Origin of the sequence: Exiguobacterium sp. 8H (assembly GCF_902506255.1) — a bacterium.
GTDB classification, from domain to species: Bacteria; Bacillota; Bacilli; order Exiguobacteriales; family Exiguobacteriaceae; genus Exiguobacterium; species Exiguobacterium profundum.
In genome coordinates this window covers 2,855,855-2,873,573 of record NZ_LR733429.1, presented here as the reverse complement: position 1 = coordinate 2,873,573, position 17,719 = coordinate 2,855,855, and the positions used below count along the sequence as shown (strand labels likewise).

At 47.4% G+C, this 17,719-nt stretch carries 21 protein-coding genes; 7 read left to right on the top strand and 14 right to left on the bottom strand.

The genetic code is table 11. From position 1 onward, the window contains the following. The coding region (locus GVY43_RS15075; protein ID WP_159563682.1) for an IS3 family transposase at nt 1–89 on the top strand (89 nt) is incomplete at its 5' end. Nucleotides 90–141: 52 nt separating this feature from the next. Here GVY43_RS15075 and GVY43_RS15070 read toward each other — a convergent pair. The 8 genes from GVY43_RS15070 to GVY43_RS15035 all read right to left on the bottom strand — a co-directional run bounded on the left by GVY43_RS15070 (nt 142) and on the right by GVY43_RS15035 (nt 8,222). Further along, nucleotides 142–1,689: a long-chain-fatty-acid--CoA ligase gene (locus GVY43_RS15070; RefSeq protein WP_159563619.1), complete on the bottom strand. Its 1,548-nt coding sequence runs from the start codon at nt 1,687–1,689 to the stop codon at nt 142–144. A gap of 100 nt (nt 1,690–1,789) precedes the next feature. Further along, nucleotides 1,790–2,263, bottom strand: a complete 474-nt coding sequence (locus GVY43_RS15065) for a PTS sugar transporter subunit IIA (RefSeq protein WP_159563618.1) — start codon at nt 2,261–2,263, stop codon at nt 1,790–1,792. A gap of 147 nt (nt 2,264–2,410) precedes the next feature. Beyond that, on the bottom strand, nt 2,411–3,400 hold the full coding sequence (locus tag GVY43_RS15060; RefSeq protein WP_074037667.1) for a lipoate--protein ligase: 990 nt from the start codon (nt 3,398–3,400) through the stop codon (nt 2,411–2,413). 71 nt (nt 3,401–3,471) lie between these two features. Next, nucleotides 3,472–4,359 (bottom strand): Cof-type HAD-IIB family hydrolase, encoded by an 888-nt coding sequence (locus GVY43_RS15055; protein ID WP_074037668.1) that lies wholly within the window; start codon nt 4,357–4,359, stop codon nt 3,472–3,474. Between the two features lie 87 nt (nt 4,360–4,446). After that, nucleotides 4,447–5,832: a protoporphyrinogen oxidase gene (gene hemG / locus GVY43_RS15050; protein ID WP_159563617.1), complete on the bottom strand. Its 1,386-nt coding sequence runs from the start codon at nt 5,830–5,832 to the stop codon at nt 4,447–4,449. Continuing rightward, entirely contained in the window at nt 5,825–6,754 is a 930-nt protein-coding gene (gene hemH / locus GVY43_RS15045; RefSeq protein ID WP_078146425.1) for a ferrochelatase, read from the bottom strand. Before hemH ends, hemG begins: the two co-directional genes overlap by 8 nt. Next, entirely contained in the window at nt 6,751–7,800 is a 1,050-nt protein-coding gene (gene hemE, locus GVY43_RS15040; RefSeq protein ID WP_015880943.1) for a uroporphyrinogen decarboxylase, read from the bottom strand. The genes hemH and hemE overlap by 4 nt, the downstream gene beginning before the upstream one ends. 116 nt (nt 7,801–7,916) lie before the next feature. After that, nucleotides 7,917–8,222 (bottom strand): MerR family transcriptional regulator, encoded by a 306-nt coding sequence (locus tag GVY43_RS15035; protein WP_074037671.1) that lies wholly within the window; start codon nt 8,220–8,222, stop codon nt 7,917–7,919. Nucleotides 8,223–8,342: 120 nt separating this feature from the next. Here GVY43_RS15035 and GVY43_RS15030 point away from each other — a divergent pair, with 120 nt between their 5' ends. Then, nucleotides 8,343–9,647 carry an ammonium transporter gene (locus tag GVY43_RS15030; protein WP_236548976.1) on the top strand — a complete coding sequence of 435 codons (1,305 nt, stop codon included), beginning with the start codon at nt 8,343–8,345 and terminating at the stop codon, nt 9,645–9,647. Nucleotides 9,648–9,691: 44 nt separating this feature from the next. On the opposite strand, the gene GVY43_RS15025 is transcribed toward GVY43_RS15030, so the two are convergent. Both GVY43_RS15025 and GVY43_RS15020 read right to left on the bottom strand, forming a co-directional pair. After that, nucleotides 9,692–10,825 (bottom strand): ABC transporter permease, encoded by a 1,134-nt coding sequence (locus GVY43_RS15025; RefSeq protein ID WP_159563615.1) that lies wholly within the window; start codon nt 10,823–10,825, stop codon nt 9,692–9,694. After that, nucleotides 10,822–11,559, bottom strand: a complete 738-nt coding sequence (locus GVY43_RS15020; protein ID WP_159563614.1) for an ABC transporter ATP-binding protein — start codon at nt 11,557–11,559, stop codon at nt 10,822–10,824. The genes GVY43_RS15025 and GVY43_RS15020 overlap by 4 nt, the downstream gene beginning before the upstream one ends. A gap of 169 nt (nt 11,560–11,728) precedes the next feature. Between GVY43_RS15020 and GVY43_RS15015 the strand changes: the two genes are divergently transcribed. Then, nucleotides 11,729–11,980, top strand: a complete 252-nt coding sequence (locus tag GVY43_RS15015; RefSeq protein ID WP_047795606.1) for a GlsB/YeaQ/YmgE family stress response membrane protein — start codon at nt 11,729–11,731, stop codon at nt 11,978–11,980. Between the two features lie 45 nt (nt 11,981–12,025). Here GVY43_RS15015 and GVY43_RS15010 read toward each other — a convergent pair whose 3' ends face one another. Then, nucleotides 12,026–13,075, bottom strand: a complete 1,050-nt coding sequence (locus GVY43_RS15010) for a hypothetical protein (RefSeq protein WP_159563613.1) — start codon at nt 13,073–13,075, stop codon at nt 12,026–12,028. A gap of 128 nt (nt 13,076–13,203) precedes the next feature. On the opposite strand from GVY43_RS15010, the gene GVY43_RS15005 reads away from it, so the two are divergent. Further along, nucleotides 13,204–13,632 carry an HIT family protein gene (locus GVY43_RS15005; protein ID WP_159563612.1) on the top strand — a complete coding sequence of 143 codons (429 nt, stop codon included), beginning with the start codon at nt 13,204–13,206 and terminating at the stop codon, nt 13,630–13,632. Nucleotides 13,633–13,664: 32 nt separating this feature from the next. On the opposite strand, the gene GVY43_RS15000 is transcribed toward GVY43_RS15005, so the two are convergent. Continuing rightward, nucleotides 13,665–14,000 carry a hypothetical protein gene (locus GVY43_RS15000; protein WP_074037675.1) on the bottom strand — a complete coding sequence of 112 codons (336 nt, stop codon included), beginning with the start codon at nt 13,998–14,000 and terminating at the stop codon, nt 13,665–13,667. Nucleotides 14,001–14,168: 168 nt separating this feature from the next. Here GVY43_RS15000 and GVY43_RS14995 point away from each other — a divergent pair, with 168 nt between their 5' ends. Then, on the top strand, nt 14,169–14,525 hold the full coding sequence (locus GVY43_RS14995; protein WP_015880934.1) for a hypothetical protein: 357 nt from the start codon (nt 14,169–14,171) through the stop codon (nt 14,523–14,525). A 61-nt stretch (nt 14,526–14,586) separates the two neighbouring features. Then, complete coding sequence (locus tag GVY43_RS14990; protein WP_015880933.1) at nt 14,587–15,150, top strand: HTH-type transcriptional regulator Hpr; 564 nt, start codon at nt 14,587–14,589, stop codon at nt 15,148–15,150. Here the strand turns inward: GVY43_RS14990 and GVY43_RS14985 are convergent. Next, nucleotides 15,134–15,472 (bottom strand): DUF1878 family protein, encoded by a 339-nt coding sequence (locus GVY43_RS14985; RefSeq protein WP_236548975.1) that lies wholly within the window; start codon nt 15,470–15,472, stop codon nt 15,134–15,136. The genes GVY43_RS14990 and GVY43_RS14985 overlap by 17 nt on opposite strands. A 153-nt stretch (nt 15,473–15,625) precedes the next feature. Here GVY43_RS14985 and GVY43_RS14980 point away from each other — a divergent pair, with 153 nt between their 5' ends. Continuing rightward, on the top strand, nt 15,626–16,627 hold the full coding sequence (locus GVY43_RS14980) for a peptidylprolyl isomerase (RefSeq protein ID WP_015880931.1): 1,002 nt from the start codon (nt 15,626–15,628) through the stop codon (nt 16,625–16,627). A 51-nt stretch (nt 16,628–16,678) separates the two neighbouring features. On the opposite strand, the gene GVY43_RS14975 is transcribed toward GVY43_RS14980, so the two are convergent. Next, complete coding sequence (locus GVY43_RS14975) at nt 16,679–17,638, bottom strand: HD domain-containing protein (protein WP_074037677.1); 960 nt, start codon at nt 17,636–17,638, stop codon at nt 16,679–16,681. Between the last annotated feature and the right edge of the window lie 81 nt (nt 17,639–17,719).

Here is a 17,719-nt window from a genome sequence, read left to right as displayed (position 1 = left end):
ACATAGACTATTACAACACACGACGAATCAAGGCAAAATTAAAACTGAGTCCGGTGCAATACCGGACCCAGTTCGTTCACGTAGCCTAGATGAAATAACCGTGTCTAACTTTTAGGGGTCACTTCAGTCGCCCTTCTCTACTCAACTATTTTGAAACGCTTCGCTCTTTAAGACCGTTCGTAAAATCTTACCGGTCGTATTTCGTGGAAGCTCATCAATCAATTCGATATAGGTTGGTTGCTTGTATTTTGCTAATTTCGTTTGTGTGTAGGCACGGATATCTTCTTTCGTGAGACCATCATGTCTCGTAACGACGAATGCCTTCACCGCTTCCCCTTGTTCTGCATCCGGCACACCGATGACGGCAGCTTCGACGATATCCGGATGTTGATACAATACTTCCTCTACCTCACGAGGGTATACGTTATAGCCTCCAACGATGACCATATCCTTCTTCCGGTCGACGATATAGAAGTAACCATCTTCGTCACGTCGCGCCAAATCGCCTGTATAGAGCCATCCGTCTCGAAGTGTCATCATCGTTTCTTCCGGTAGTTTGTAATACCCTTTCATGACGTTCGGTCCTCGTACAATCAACTCTCCGACTTCACCGACGCCGACTTCTTCCCCAAGCTCGTCGACGACTTTATTTTCGACGTGAACGATTGAAGGTCCGATCGACCCGGCTTTTCGCTCGCCATGGAGCGGGTTGAAGCAGGTGACCGGCGATGCCTCGGACAAGCCATACCCCTCTAGAATCTTGCACTCAAACATCTGCTCAAATGACTCGAGCAATTGAACTGGTAAGCTTGCTCCTCCTGAGACGAAGACACGGACATGCTTCAACGCAGATGTGTAGGCTGGTACTTTCATTGCCGTCTGTAACAAGAAATTGTACATCGTCGGCACTCCGGCAAATAACGTCACACGGTGCTTCGGCACCAAGTCGAACACATCTTGCGGAGAGAACTTCGGTAAAATGACAATCGTCGCCCCTCGAAGGAGTGGTGCATTGACGATGACCGTCAAACAGAAAACATGGAACATCGGCAATGCCGCCAATGCTTTATCCTCTGGAGTGATGTCTAAATACTCTCCGATAGAATGTGCGTTTGAGAACAAGTTTCGATGGGTGAGGAGAGCTCCTTTCGGTTTTCCGGTCGTCCCACTCGTATAAAGGATGACGGCAACTTCATCCTCGTCCACTTCGATGAACGTCCCTTCTGTTTCAGCAAACGCTTCTGCGAATGGGATGAATTCAATCGTCCCTTCCCGCTTCAATGCCGGAACATCGGCATATGGAACGGAAATCACGAGTTTTAAGTGAGGCAACTTCGTGAGTGCCGCTTCCGCCTGTGCGACGAGCGGTGATAAGCCAACAATCCCTTTTACATCCCCATCAAGCAGAATGTAGGCCATTTCATCAGGCGTGTATGTAGGGTTGATCGGAATGACGACCCCTCCACGTGACAACACAGCGAAATATGCAATCAGGAACGCAGGACTGTTTCCGAGAACGAGGGCGACGTGATCGCCCTGTCCAATTCCTTTTTGCTCAAGTGTCGACGCCATCGCCTTGACTTGCCCATAAAACTGTCCGTAACTCACCGTGTCTTCCCCAAACACATACGCTGCTTTCTGCGGGTGAGCAATCACTACTTCTTGTAGTGACTTGACTAAGTTTGCCATGGTAATCCCCCTTTAAATGAATGATGATTCACTTTTGAGCCATAAAAAAGAGCACGTTGTCCGCGCTCTTTTCAATTACTTCTATTGTACATGAAATGTTTCAATAAGAAAACGCTTCCAAAAAGTTCGCTTGCAAGTGGAACAATCCAGCTCGACTTTTCACGTGGACGAGCGCTTGAAGGGATTCATCATCCATGAGCAAATCATCAATCAGTTTATGATAGCCTTGTTTCTTCGATTCATTCGTAGCCGTAATGAATAATATCGCTTTCGCTTGAATCGTTTCTCCCGTGATGGTTTTTACTTTACACGTGTTCAGCAGATGAAGAAGGGAAATACCGTCTCGTTTCGCTATGGAGATAGGAACATCAATGACCGCAACCGGCACAGCGACATCACTCACCCCAGAAGGAATGATCGTTTCTTGATCGAGAACGACTCGCGTAAATGAAGAACTGACCATGCCTTTTCGTTCTAATTCAAGACCTACCGCCATAATCGCACGTTCAAACGTCGATTGTTCCGTCACCCACATCCGACTCGGGTCCATCCATTCACTGAGCCTTCGATACATTGTGATTCCTCCTATTTTTGATCAGCCTCTACGAAAGCGCTTGCACAAATTATGATACGCCTTCTCCCATCCAGGTGCAATCCGTACGTTCAACGTTCACGAAACTGCCAAAAAAAGGCGACCTCCGTAGAGACCGCCATGACTAACTTAACTAATCAAATCGACTAATTCCTCGAGCTCGACATTTCCGAAGTAATGTTTCAAATCGAGTTGCATCAATTGCTCACGGATGGCCGCACGTTCGAAACGCGTCCCAACGAGCGCTTGCTCGACATCTTGGATGTCACCGACACCGAAGAAGTCACCGTAAATCTTCGCTTCTGTGATTGTCCCTTTGTTGACGTTCAAGCGGACATCAATCGTCCCGATTGGGAAACGACGTTTCGACTCGACGTCGAACTTCGGCGACTTCCCAAAGTTCCAGTCCCAGTTCGCATAGCGTTCTTTCGAGATATCATGGACGATTTCCCAATCCTCGTCACGAAGCACATAGCGTTCCGGTTGTTCTCCATCATAAATCGAATGGAGAAGCGCTTCGACGAAATGTTCCATCTCCATCTCACGCTCTAAAAATTCAGTGATGTTCGCTACACGGCTACGAACTGACTTGATTCCTTTTGAACGCATTTTCTCTTCCGAGACGTTAAGTGAGTTCACGACCTCTTCAATGTTCGAGTTGAACATGAGCGTCCCGTGGCTGAACATGCGTCCACGCGTCGTGAATTGTGCGTTCCCGCTGATTTTGCGTTCTCCGACCTGAATGTCGTTACGACCTGTCAGCTCTGCCTCGACACCGAGGTTACGAAGCGCATCCACGATCGGTTGTGTGAACTTCTTATAGTTATTGAACGAGTTGCCATCGTCTTTTGTGATGAAACTAAAGTTCAAGTTTCCTTCATCGTGATAAACGGCACCTCCACCAGAGAGACGTCGAACGACATCGATGCCGTTCTCTTCGATGTACTTTAAGTTAACTTCTTCTGATGTGTTTTGGTTTTTCCCGATGATGATGGACGGACCGTTGATATAGAACAAGAAGTAATCTTCATGGTCTACGTTCAAATGTTTAAGGATATACTCTTCAACCGCCAAGTTGAGCTTCGGGTCGCGGATATCCGGATTAAAAATAAATTTCACAGTTTATTTCCTCCTAGTCGGATGTTCGTTACTCGTATTATACGAAACGAGACGAGCCCTCGACAAATCTTTTACTTCCACTCACCTGTCATCACGCGCTTCAATGCGTTCGCCACACCATACTCATCATGGCGTTCGGTGACATGGTCGCTGATGGCAATCAAGTCTTCATGGCTATTGCCCATCGCAATCCCTTTACCGGCCACTTTGAACATCGGAACGTCGTTCAAGTTATCCCCGATCACGACGACCTCAGATAAATCGATGCCATAATGTTCGGCAAGTTTTGTCACACCGTTCCCTTTATCTGCACCGTGTGCCATCACTTCGATGTTATCATTGCCTGAAGACGTGACATACACCCCTTCGACTTGGTCTTCGATTTCTTTCCAAAGTCCGTTCATTTTCTCAAGGTGGCTCGAGAAAGCGATGAACTTGTAGACACGTCCCGCTTCTTCTCGGATAAAGTTCTCAATGTCATCAACAATTTTGACGTCTTCGTTGACGTAGTAGCGATTCTTAAAGAATTCGTACATCTCGAGCGAGCGGTCGTCACCATTCGCTTTCAAGTTTTTCATCGATGCTTCAATCAAATCGCCACGGCTCGCCACGAGTCCCGCTTCTGTGTACATTTCGTAAAAAACGTCCGCATACTTGTCATCTTGATGAAGGACATCGATGACTTGAAGCGCCTCTTCAATCGTCAAATCGATTTCATGAAGGATTTCTCCCGATGTGTCGAGCACACGTCCCCCATTCGACGAGACAATCGGGCAAGAAAGTCCGACCTCGTCTAAAATCTGTTTCGCATTCACATAGTTGCGCCCCGTCGCAATCGCAAAGCGAATCCCTGCTGCCTCTGCTTCACGAACAATCTCCGCTGTCTCATCCGCGATTTTGGTGTGGTTGTGCAAAATCGTACCGTCCATGTCTGATACAAAAAGTTTATACGTTGCCATCTTCCATCACTCCTTTTTCTCTTTCGCTTTTAACTATAACAAAAAGAGAGGGCTTCGGAACAATCCGAACCCTCCCTTCATCAAATCTCAATTTTTTTCACGCAAAGCCTTCACTTGTTCCCGTACACTCTTCACACAGTCAGGCATCCCAATTCCGTCATAGGCGATTCCTGCGAGAATGACGCCTGGATATACCCGGCTCATCTCGGCCCGAAGTGCTTTTACGCGGTCCGCATGAAAGACTGCATAAGGAGGCAGCCCATCACGGAGTCTACTGACGACGGTTTGAATCGGCTCCCGATGGATGCGCATCAGGCCTCGAAGATCGTGTAATGCCGTCTCGATGATTTCTTTATCAGATGCTTCAACGATATCATCTGCCCCGGGGCGCCCTAAAAAGACACGAAGAACGTGATATCCTTCCGGTACCGCATGCGGCCATTTTTGGTCGATGAACGTACACGCAGTAATAGTCACATCTGCTTCTTGACTCGTCACGAACCCTGTCCCGACAAAAGGAAGTTCAATATCTTCTTTTTTGAAGACAAGTGAGCACGTCGCCGTCGCATGCGGCTTCATATCCGCTAAGAAGTCACTATCGACTTTCGGGAGGAACTGACGTATGAGACGCGGTGGGACCGTCAAAACCAGATGGTCCGTATCGATGTCTCCGCGATTCGTGAAGAGGCGGTACCCGTCCTCACGCTCGGATACTTGTTCAACGGAACAGTTTAATACGATTTCAGTTCGGTCCAACCGTTCTGCCAAGCGATCCGTCAGTGATTTGAGTCCACGTTTCAACGAGGCGAACTGACCAACCTTCTTCGCCCCGACTTCCGCGACTCGTTGTTCAGGACGTAAGTGTCGCATCCCTTCATACAAGTTCCCGTATTTCTTTTCTCCCTCGATGAACTGTGGGAATGTCGACATCGCACTCATTTGATCGATGTCTCCGGCATAAATACCAGAGAGTAACGGTTCAATCAATCGGTCGACAATCGGATCTCCGACACGCTCACGAAGGTACAGACCGAGTGAAACGTCCGAATCAGGTGCTTTTACATTCGGTGGTGACAGCAACATCTGTTTCAAGTCCTCGTGCTCTTCTTCCGAAAGCAACGTCGTTTCACGAAACCCATTGACGTCGAGCGGGATCCCCATCACCGTCTGCTTCGGAATCGGATGGAGCCCGTCATGATGAAGGACGTAAGCCTGACCGACTCCATTGCGGACAAGTTCATCGCCTAAGCCGACGTCTTCAATCAATTCCGTCATCGCAGTCTTTCGAAAGACATACGAGTCCGGACCACGTTCCACCGCAAACTCGCCCGTCTCATACGTATCAATCTTTCCTCCGAGGCGATCGGTCGCCTCGAGCAACGTGATGGTCACGTCTTCCGGCAAATAACGCTCCGCATAAAAAGCGGCGGTGAGACCTGTGATCCCACCACCGACAATCGTGAATTTACGCATGATGCACAATCACGCTTTCCATTCGATCCGCGATGGCTTCGATGAAGCTTCGCTCTGCATTTGGCATAGCTGGACGTGCGTAGTGAACACCGAGGCGGTCACAGACAACTTTACACTCGACGTCGTTATCGAACAATACTTCGAGATGGTCTGCAACAAAGCCAACCGGCGTATAGACAAACGCCTCGTAGCCATGCTTTTCATAAAGTTCAGCCGTCAAATCTTGAACATCCGGTCCGATCCATGGGTCCGGCGTATTCCCTTCTGACTGCCAACCAATCTCATAATGCGGGACGCCTGTTTCAATGGCAATTTTATCAGCTGTTTCTTTCAACTGATCCGGATACGGGTCGCCACCAGCCAAGATTTTCTCAGGAAGACTATGCGCTGAAACGATGAGACATGTCTTTTCAGCCGGTACAGGCAATGACGCATACGTATCGTTAATCGCATTCGCCCACCATTTGATAAACTTCGGCTCATCATACCACGACTCTACCGAACGAATGTCGATGCCATACTTCGCGGCCTCTTCATGGGCACGTCCGTTGTATGATTTGACGCTGTATGATGAGTAATGAGGTGCTAAGACAACCGATACCGCCTCTTTAATGCCGTCGTTCGCCATTTGCGCGACCGCATCTTCTACGAACGGTTCGATATGTTTTAGTCCGATATACAGTTTGAACTCGATCTCACCCACATGACGCTCGTTCAAGATGTCACGAAGCGTCTCTGCTTGATCGATCGTAATTTTCGCGAGTGGAGATACGCCACCAATCGCCTCGTAGCGTTCCGTTAAATCTTGAAGTGCTTCCGGTGACGGTTTGCGTCCGTAGCGAATGTGCGTGTAATACCGCTCGATATCTTCCGGTTTGTACGGTGTGCCGTACGCCATGACAAGTAGTCCGACTGTTTTCATGATTCGTTGCCTCCCATTTTTTCGCGTGAATAATCGTGAATGAATGCCGTCAATTTGACGAGTACGGCCGGGTCGACTTCAGGGAACACCCCATGTCCCAAGTTGAAGACGTAACCTGGCTGTTTCATTCCTTCATCTAAAATTTCCTTTACCTTCTCTTCGATGACCGGCCATGGAGCTAACAAGAACGACGGGTCTAAGTTTCCTTGAACCGCCTTTGTGATGCCACGGTCCCGTGCTTCCTGTACTGACAGACGCCAGTCAAGTCCGACCACATCAAGGGGAAGGTCGTGCCATTCCTCGATTTGATGACTCGCTCCGACACCGTGCATGATGAGCGGAATGTCGAGTGAACGTAGTTCTTTAAAAATACGCTCCGTCGTCGGTTTGATGTAACGTGCATAATCTTTGCGGCTGAGCGTCCCGACCCACGAATCAAACAATTGGAACGCTTGAATGCCGGCATCCGCTTGCGCCTTCGCATACGTGATGACCATGTCGCCGAGTTTTTCCATCAATGCATTCCATACATCTGGTTCTGCATACATGAGTGCTTTCGTACGATGGTAGTTCCGCGACGGTCCCCCTTCGATCATATAGCTCGCCAATGTGAACGGTGCGCCTGAAAAGCCGATAAGCGGAACTTCTAGTCGTTCCCGTAGTAGACGGATCGTGTCGAAGACGTATGAGATATCTTCCGGGTTTAACGGTTTTAAGCGTTCCACATCTTCCATCGTTCGATACGGGTTATCGATGACCGGTCCAATCCCGCTCTTGATCTCGACATCGACTCCCATCGACGGAAGTGGCGTCATAATGTCTTTATATAGAATGGCCGCGTCGACTCCGAGTTGTTTCACCGGAAGTTCCGTCACATATGCACAAAGTTCAGGATCATGCGTGATCTCGAATAGTGACCTCGTCTTTTTAATCTCTCGATATTCCGGTTGGTAGCGTCCGGCTTGGCGCATATACCATACAGGTACATAATCTGTCGCCTCTCCTTTAAACGCTTTTAAAATAGTATCGTTCATACGTCGCGTCATTCCCCTCTAAATTTCTCCTACACTCTTTATTCTCGTGTTTGTGAACTCAAAAACATTATACAGAAATTAATTAGAATTATGCTAATGTGAAGCATTTTCATTGTGTTTTCTTTGTGTCATTTTTTTGTCGGAAATGTTCGGAAGGCAGAATTCAATTGACCTCGAATCAAATCATCACGCTGTTTCGTCGACAATCGTCGTTCTCGTTCCTTAATATCTTGAATTCGCCATCCATCCTCTAGTTTAGTCGCCACTTCGACCAAACGTTCCACGTCATGGAAAGAATATTTACGTGAACCACCTTTTGTCCGTTCCGGAAAGACGAGACCTTTTGCTTCATAATACCGGACTTGACGCTCCGAAAGTCCCGTCAATTCAGTCACAACGCCCATCCCGATCACTTTCTTCGATTTATAGTCCATTCAGCCTCGCCTCCTTAATAAAAAAACTATGTCAGATAATCTGACAAAATGCAATCCAGCATGAATTTTTCGTTTTACACTGAAGTCAACTTTTGGAAAGCACCTAAGAAAAAGGAGGGCATGAACATGGAAGACATTCTCTATTATATGGACACGCTGTATGTACTCATCGCTGCATTGCTCGTATTGACGATGCAATTAGGTTTCGGATTACTCGAGACAGGGACGCTTCGGGCGAAGAACGCCGGTCACGTCGCGGTCAAACAAATTATCAGCCTCTCTGTGGCGGCACTCGCTTTTTGGGCGGTCGGGTTCGGTCTCTCGTTCGGTGACGGGACGACTTGGTTTGGGACAGAAGGATTCTTCTTAAGCGGATCATTCACAAGTCTCGACTGGGCGAACGTCTCCATCGACATTAAATTCTTATTCCAGTTATCATTCGTTGCAGTTTCCCTTGCCATCGCGTGGGGTGGATTTGCGGAACGGGCTAAGCTTTCTGCCTACGTTCTGTTCGGTATCTTCTTCGTTGCCATCCTCTACCCAATCGTCGCTCGCTCAGTATGGGCTGGCGGAATGCTTGGATCGATGGGGATGCAAGACTTCGCCGGATCAGCGGTTGTTCATCTTCAAGGTGGGATGGCAGCGCTCATGGCGACAATCATCTTGAAACCACGTCGGAAGACGGAATCACTCGCTGGTCATAACCACGTGTTGACGGTCGTCGGTGGACTCGTGCTTTGGCTTTGCTGGTTCGGATTCAACGCCGGTTCGACGATGTCGGTCGCTGACGGATTCTTCGGTTACGTCGCGTTGACAACAATGCTCGCCACAGCAGCCGGTGCACTCGGTGCTCTTGCAATCGTCATGCTCCATCGGAAGACGGCAGATATCCCGACAATCGTGAACGGAGTACTGGGGGCACTCGTTGCCATCACGGCAGCATGCGCGTTCGTCGAACCGTGGGCAGCTGTCGTCATCGGTGCACTCGCATCTGTTGCAACATACGGAACGAGCATCTTGATGGCGAAGTATGTGGATGACCCGCTCTGCGCCTTCTCCGTACACGGAGTCGCTGGGATCATCGGAACACTCGCACTCGGTTTCTTCGCATCTCCTCGACTCGTTGAGATTACAGGGATCGGTTCTGCTGGACTCTTCTACGGTGGCGGATTGACACAGCTCGGTGTGCAGACACTCGGTGTATTGATCGCGATGGTCATCGCCGGTGGTGGAAGTTATGTCTTCTTGAAACTTCTCGACGTCACAATCGGACTCCGTGTCACAGAAGAACAAGAAGATGTCGGCCTCGACATCGCAGAACATGGTGTATCAGCATACGGTGAAGTCGAAGAAACAACTGAGAAACCAGGACGCCTCCCGAAGATTCTCGGTTCGAGCGTATCCGTCATGTCACCTAAAAAATAATCTAATCACGTGAGAAGGACATCCCGCACAGGATGTCCTTCTTATTATTTTAATCGACTTAAGTAATAGCGTGTGACCAAGATAGACAAGACCAACCCGACCGCCGCATCCCATGTGGCACCGAAAGCGACAGATGCAATCACTAGAGCGACGGACTGGATGACGAGCAGTCGCATCGCCCACCACGAATACCCTGCGATTCGCTCATCGCGTGTAATCGGTAGCCAGGAAACAATGGAAATCGCTTCTAACCGTTTAAATAAAGGAACGAGCTGTAACGCGGTCAAGCCTACAAAGAGTGGCGTAACCAAGCCGACGTACCATCCTCCCGACATCCACATGACAATGAGCGCCACTACGGTCAAACGCAGAATTAAATCAAGTGAGTCGTTCGAACGGAGAATACGAAGTCCGTACACGTAACGTGAAGCGTCCACGCGCCGTAGGACCCGATTTTCTAGAAGCCGAGTCAATAGCCGGCGCTCTCGAACCTCTTCTTTCAAGGTCGGCAAATCGACGAACCAGCTGATCACCCGTTCAAATTGTGCCCGACTCTTCTCTTCGAGTGACAACCAATGGAGAAGCGGAATCCGCTCATTACGCTTCAGATGCAAGAGAATGAAGGGAGCGAATGCGGGGATCCATGCCCACTGTGTCCAATTCATCAATAACAAGACACCACTTCCAAGTGCAAACGGCAGGATTGTCCATTCGCGCACTCCTTCCACTTTTGCCAACCGACCTGCAGCTGACAACATGACCATCGTCACGACGAAGGATAATACTTCAATACTCGAATAACTCTCTGTCCGTACGAGGAGCGGAAGTAAAACGAGCAGGAAGAGCAATCCACGTAGTGCAGCAAACACGAGATTAAATAAACGTACCCCCACCATATAGGAACGAATACCTCCTAACTCTGGAAGTAAAAACACTTGATCCGCCTCCTGGACGAATGTTCGCGGGCGATGACCGAGCGGCATGATTAAAAGGACCGCCGTAGCAATCCACGTCCCGGGGAATGTCCCATCGATTCGTTCTAAGAAGCTATTGTAGACGAACGCCCCGTAAATCAAGGTGAAATAGAGCGTGAACAGCAGTCCCCCGTTTGCAACGTAGCGACTGTACTTGACGACCTCTTCCATCCAGGTCCCGAGCCTTGCTGTAAATCGATTCATGACGACCGTTCCTCCGACGCGATTGCTTCTACATATATGTCATCAAGTGTCGCATCAGGTGACAATCGATACACGTCACGCAACTCCGCCGCTGTTCCGCTTGCGATGACGACTCCTTGATGGAGGAAGACGAATCGGTCGCAGTGCCGCTCTGCCGTTTCGAGGATATGGGTGGACATTAAAATCGCACAGTCTTGTTTATATTCATCAAACAACTGAAGCAATTGACGAATCGCTAGTGGGTCGAGACCGACAAATGGTTCATCAACAATCAAGAGCGGCGTTTTCGTCACGAGCGCACACAAGATCATCGCTTTTTGACGCATCCCTTTTGAAAAGACGGAAGGGAACCAGGCGAGTTGTTTTTCCATTCGCATCTCTTTCGCCAAACGTTTCGTACGCGCAGCCAACTCTTCCGGATTCACATCGTACGCCTTCCCCATCAATTCAATATGTTCTTGCAAGGTTAACGTCTCATACAATATCGGTGTTTCCGGTATGTAACTTACTTTCTTACGATAGTTCTTTTCAGAAGAATTTAATGTCTCACCATCAATTTCGATTTTTCCGGAGAGGGGTGACAATAACCCCAAAATGTGTTTGATCGTCGTCGATTTTCCAGCTCCGTTTAGCCCTATCAACCCAACGAGCTCCCCTTTTTTTACTTCAAACGAAATGTCATGCAAAACTTGTTTACCGAGATATCCGCCGTTCAATCGATCGACGTGCAGCATGAAAACCACACCTTTCATTTTCATCTTTTTTTCGTGGTATATGTTTTAAATGTTGTCACATGGGAATAATCTGAACTGTAAGGCATTTTAAAATAAACATCAATACTTCCATTGTTCCACAAAATCGTTGTAAAGAACAATGGGCAAAAAGAGGAAGGAGAAATGAATGATGGGGTTTATTCTTTATTTGATTATCGGGGGTATCATCGGTTGGTTAGCAGGATTAATTTTAGGTAAGGACGTACCAGGTGGAATCATTGGTAACATCATCGCGGGGATTATCGGTGCATGGTTGGGTGGACTTATCTTTGGTAACTTCGGACCAATCGTTGCGGATATCGCGATTATCCCGGCTCTTATCGGTGCGATTATCCTAATCTTGATTGTATCGTTCGTTATGAAATCAATGCGTAAAAAATAAGATTATGTATCGGAGGGGCTTCCATTGTGGAATGTCCCTCTTTTTTCATTGGATCAGTAAATACATTGCCTCGTTCTTTTCGATAAACTGTTTCTCGGTCTCAAGACCAAAGAACGTAAAGAATGATTCGAAGAACGATTGACCGTAACCCCACTCTGTTCCGAGTGGGTGTTCCGACTTCGCTTTCGGTTCACCGAGGAGGGCAATCAAATCATCCGGTCGTTTATCGAGGTCGACCCGAATCGATTCCACTTCCTCATCTTTAAACGTGACAGCCAATCGCTCATAGTCCCATTTTCCTTCACGCTTTCCAGCCGGTTCACCAAGCGTTTCTTGAACTTGCTGACTCGACTGCCCAATTAATGAATCGACCGTTTCGAGTGAGTGACCCGTTTGCGCCTCCACTTCAATTTCAATCAACTCAGCCCGCTTCAAATCAAATTGTCCGGCAATGGCTTCGTTCGATTCAGGCATAAGGGCATACTCAATGGATTTAGAAGATATCAATTGAATCGTTTCGGTTTCCGTGACCGTCTCTCCATTTGTCACCGCTACCGCTTTGACATCATATTGTCCCGGCATCTGTTCAAACGATAACGTATCATCGGCTTCATCAATCCGTCCTACCTGTTGTCCATCAATCCAAATATTCGTCAATGGTACATCCGAGGTCACATCAATCCGTTGTGGGAGTAGTTCAATTCGATAGTCAGAAAATCCATACCGTCCTTCCCCCGTGTCGATCAAACGAAATAATCCGTCCGCCTCCATACCCGACGTTCGGTTGGCTCGGTCTTTCGCAACTTCTGCGATAGCCTCTCCTCGAATGGACTTTTCATCGTTCAACCACCCCATGAATCGTAGAGCCTCCGCTCTCGATAAAGGTTCTCCAAGATATTCGACTTCCTCCTCAAAAAAGGTACGGTCTTCTTCTAATAAGGCCTCTTTGAATGCGACGTGAATTTTGTCTTGTTCTGCCGCCGGCTTGTATGCATATATATAGAAAACAATGGCTCCAACTAGAATCGTGAAACTAGAGATCAAAAGAAAGACTTTCGGACTCCGCTCTTTTTTTCTACTTCTCGTATAGGGCATGTGCTCACCTCCTTTGCGCTCACTTATCTTCATTATAGAAGGAATCCATCTCGCTTCCTATCGTTCTTGCGCCCGAACTTCCGTGTTATGATGGAACAGAAACGACATTTAAGAATGGAGGAATGAAGATGCATACAGATCCGACCTGTATCTTTTGTAAAATTGCAAAACAAGAAATCCCATCCTATCGGGTATATGAAGACGAAGCGGTCGTCGCTTTCCTCGACCTTTCTCAAGTGACGAAAGGACACACGCTCGTCATCCCAAAACATCATGCGAAAAACGTATATGAATTGCCGGAAGACGTGGCGGCAGATGTCTTTAAACGCGTCCCGACCATCGCCAAAGCGATTCAACGTGAAACGGGTGCCATCGGAATGAACGTCTTATCGAATGCCGAAGAAGTTGCCGGACAAACGGTGTACCACTTCCATATCCATTTGATTCCGCGCTTTGGACACGAGGATGGATTTGGTGCGAAGTGGATCACGCAAAACGACGCCTTCACGTCGGAAGATCTCACTACCCTTGCATCGAACATTCATGCCCACGTATAAACAGACAGAGACCCGTCGACGACGGGTCTCATTTATGATTGATTGATTGAATCACGGTGGCGTTTTCGTTCCTCTTCCAATTGCGCACGCTCGACCTGAAGCTTAATTGCCACTTCGTATAGCTGTTGACGCGTCTTGACAGATGTCGCTTGTTCAAATTCTTTTCGTAATTTCGTTAGACGGGCATCTATTTCAAGCATCCGCTTTTCTCGCATCGATTCTTCACGTGCCTGTTCCGTTTGCTTCGACGCCTCGTATCCCGCCTCTAGTGTATTCATAATGGATTCGGCCCAAGTGTCATCTCCCAGTCGTTTCGCAGCGAGATACAGGTCAAGCATGTCATCTACCCAACGCTTCGCTTTCTCCACTGAGGATCACCTTCCTTTACCTGTATTTTAAAATAAAATGATTTTTCGGTCAAAAATGAATGTTCTGAAAAATTTTATTTGCGATATAGGTTTTTAATCACTCTTTTTTGGTAAAATAATATGAAAAGAATGTAATTCTGATTATCCGAGCTTGAGGAGGGGAATGAATTGTCGAGTCGCCAACGTCGAGATTGGATTGCTTTCGGCTTTGTTTTAGCATTTTTAGGAGTCGCCACAGTGAAGAAATTGGCGCGAGGAACTGCAAATGATGCCGCTGCTCAACAACATCGAGCATCCACAATCACTACGCTAAAAGAACAATTTGGGAATGTGGCGAAACATGCATCGCAGGTTGCCGCCGCAGGAAAACTGCAAGGAAAAGAATTGACTGACCAAGTGAAAGCCGAAGTCGAACGCTATCAACAAGACATTCAGCCTTCAGTCGAGCGCATCCAAGGGAACCTTCAGGAACTCTCGAACGTACAGTCTGCTATGACTGACAAAACCGTCAATCAAACACAGTGAGTGTTTGAGGTCATCGTCCGTCGATTATATTTGACTTTTTATCCGGAAAGGATGGATCGAGATGGAACACGAAAAAGAATTCACTGGCCCTGAGGCCATGCTCTATAGCCACAAAATCATTCAATTGAGTAAAGCTTTGTGGAAAACCGTCGAAAAAGACTGGCAAAACTGGATCAAACCGTTCGACTTGAATATCAATGAACATCATATCTTATGGATTGCCCACGCTTTAGGCGGTGCATCGATTTCAGAAATTGCGAAATATGGCGTCATGCACGTCTCGACTGCTTTCAACTTCTCGAAGAAGTTAGAAGATCGTGGATTACTTACGTTTTCTAAAAAAGAGACGGACAAACGAAACACGTACGTTCAATTGACACCTGAAGGCGAATCGTTATTACTCGAAACGATTCACGCCTTCGACCCAGAAGGGAACGGTGTATTCCGTGCTTCCCTTCCGCTCCAAGAACTGTATGGAAAGTTCCCTGACTTAACAGATATGACGGCTATCGTGCGTCGCTTGTACGGGGATAACTTTATGGATATCTTTGCGGAAACGTCAAAAATGATCACAGAAGAGGCAGGCAGACGCCCTGATGAGGATGAACTCAGTCAAGAAGCCTGACCTGCCGATAAAGTGGTTTTGTGACGTCTAACTCGATTCCTTGTCGGACACATGCCTCAAGAATCGTTTTGACGTCAAGTCTCACATCTAACATACCTGCAAAATGGACGAGCAATGGTTCTATGGACGTGTATCCGTAACGCAATTGCTCGTTTTGCTGTGCCCGAATCTCCTCAAGCAATTGATAAAATGACTCGACTTCTTGTTTCGTCAAATTCGCTCGAATCACCTCATATTCGAACGGACGGTCTGTCCAATCGACAATCTCGAGTAAGATCTTCATCTGATAGGCTAAATGCTCAACCTTCTCCTCTAGTGACACTTCCCTCACCCCATCATTTCACATTCTATTTCATCATTATACGACAGGATTGTGTGCTATGATACTGTACAGACAAGAGAACAGCTGTCATGATTAGGAAAATGTGATATAGTCGGACTTAGAAACTTTAAAGAATTATTAGGGGTGGAATACATGTCAAACGGAATGACGAACGAACCAAAAAAGCAAGATAAAAAATTCTCAACTGGCGCACTCGTCGGTGCATCTGCAATCGCACTCATTATCGGTGCTGGCGGTACGTATGCGGCAACGAACGCAGGCGGCGGAGAGTCAGATAATTCAGCAGTCGTCACATACAAAGGTGGCGAAATCACACGCGGTGAAATCGCGGATATGAGCTATGATCGCATGGTGCCACAACTCGCATTCCAAGAGACGATGAATGCACTTCTTGAAAAAGAATACGGTGACCAAGTCGACCAAGAAAAAGTAGACGAAGAGTTCAGCAAGACAGAAGAACAGTTCAACTCAGAAGAAGAGTTCGAACAAGCGATTCAACAAGCCGGTATGAGCGGTACGGAAGAGTTTAAAGAAGCGCTTCGCGGACAAATGCTCGTTGACGCTGCGAAATCGAAACTTGTCGATGTGACCGATGAAGAAATCGAAGCACAATTCGCAAAAGAGAACGTGGAAGTGGAAGCTAGCCACATCCTCGTTGAAACTGAAGAAGAGGCACAAGACATCATCAAAGAGTTGAATGACGGTGCAGACTTCGCTGAACTTGCGAAAGAAAAGTCAACGGACACTGGTTCAGGTGAAAAAGGTGGAGAACTTGGTTTCTTCTCTGCTGGCGCGATGGTACCTGAATTCGAAGAGTACGCATTCAAAGAAGATGTCGTTGGTAAAATCTCCGAGCCGGTTCAATCTCAGTTCGGTTTCCATGTCATCAAAGTGACAGACCGTAAAGAGAAAGACTTGAAACTCGAAGACGAGAAAGATCGTATTCGTGAAGAATTGGCAGCTGAAAAATCAGCTTCTGTCGATGCGAACAAAATTTACGCTGAGTTGATTGAAAAATACAACGTTGACGTAAAAGATGCAAAAGCAGAACAACAATTTGACGCTGTTAAAGAAGCGATTAAAAACGCAGACGAGTCTTCAGAAGAACCTGCAGCAGAATCAACTGAACAGTAATCACAAAGGGGCACTCCAGCAATGGAGTACCCCTTTTTCGTTGGTCACCTGTTATAAATTCGGGCGATAGAAAGCACGGTTATCGAGAGCCATGACACGCTCCGTGAACGTTCCGGGCTCGACCCCTTCATACGCTTTCTCAAACATGTTCATGCGCGCATCAATATTATCAATGAAGAATAACATCTCCGCTTCAGGTAATTGTGGCGCATTCGCAGATCCCCATTCCGGCTTCCCGTGATGGCTTAAGACGAGATGTTGCAACAAGGTCGTCACTTCGCGGTCCGTTCCAAGTTCCCGTGACACAACTTCAAGTTCCGATGCCATAAGTGACAAATGACCGAGTAATTTTCCTTCGAGTGTGTATTCTGGCGTAATCGCATCAGACAATTCGATGACTTTCGCCAAATCATGCAAAATCACACCCGCAATCAAAAGATCACGATTCAAGGATGGATACAGTTCACACATCGTATCCGCGAGCTTCAACATCGACATCACATGAAATGCCAGTCCCGAATAGACCGCGTGATGATGTCGAACGGCAGCCGGATACGTGAAGTATGCCTCTTCATGACGATTGACGACTTCCTCGACAAGACGGCGAATCTCATCGTGTTGAAGTGACGTGATGAATCCACGAATCGTCGTCTCGAGCTCTGACTTCGGAATCGGAGCCGATCGGACGTACGGTGCGATGTCTATTTCCTGCTCGATGATTGAAATTTGTTTTAGTTTCAACTGGGTGCGCCCCCGATAGTCCATCACTTCCCCGGCCGCATGGACGATTTTTTTCGTCGCATACTTCTCGGTATCGGCACTATCCCATAATTTCGTTTCGATTTCACCACTCTCGTCGCAAAGGATTAATGTTAAATAAGGTTTCCCGTTCCCGGCAAGTCCCTTATACGATTGTTTGATCATGACATATTGGTCTAGCGTGTCGCCCACTTTGAGCTGACCGATTTTTGTCGTCAATGAAAGCACCTCTCTCTTGTTCAGTACCTTCATCTTAACGAAAGTTTGAGACAGATGCCAACATTCCTGACAATTTGGGAATACTATCAATATAGTGAATTGGAGGAATGGATG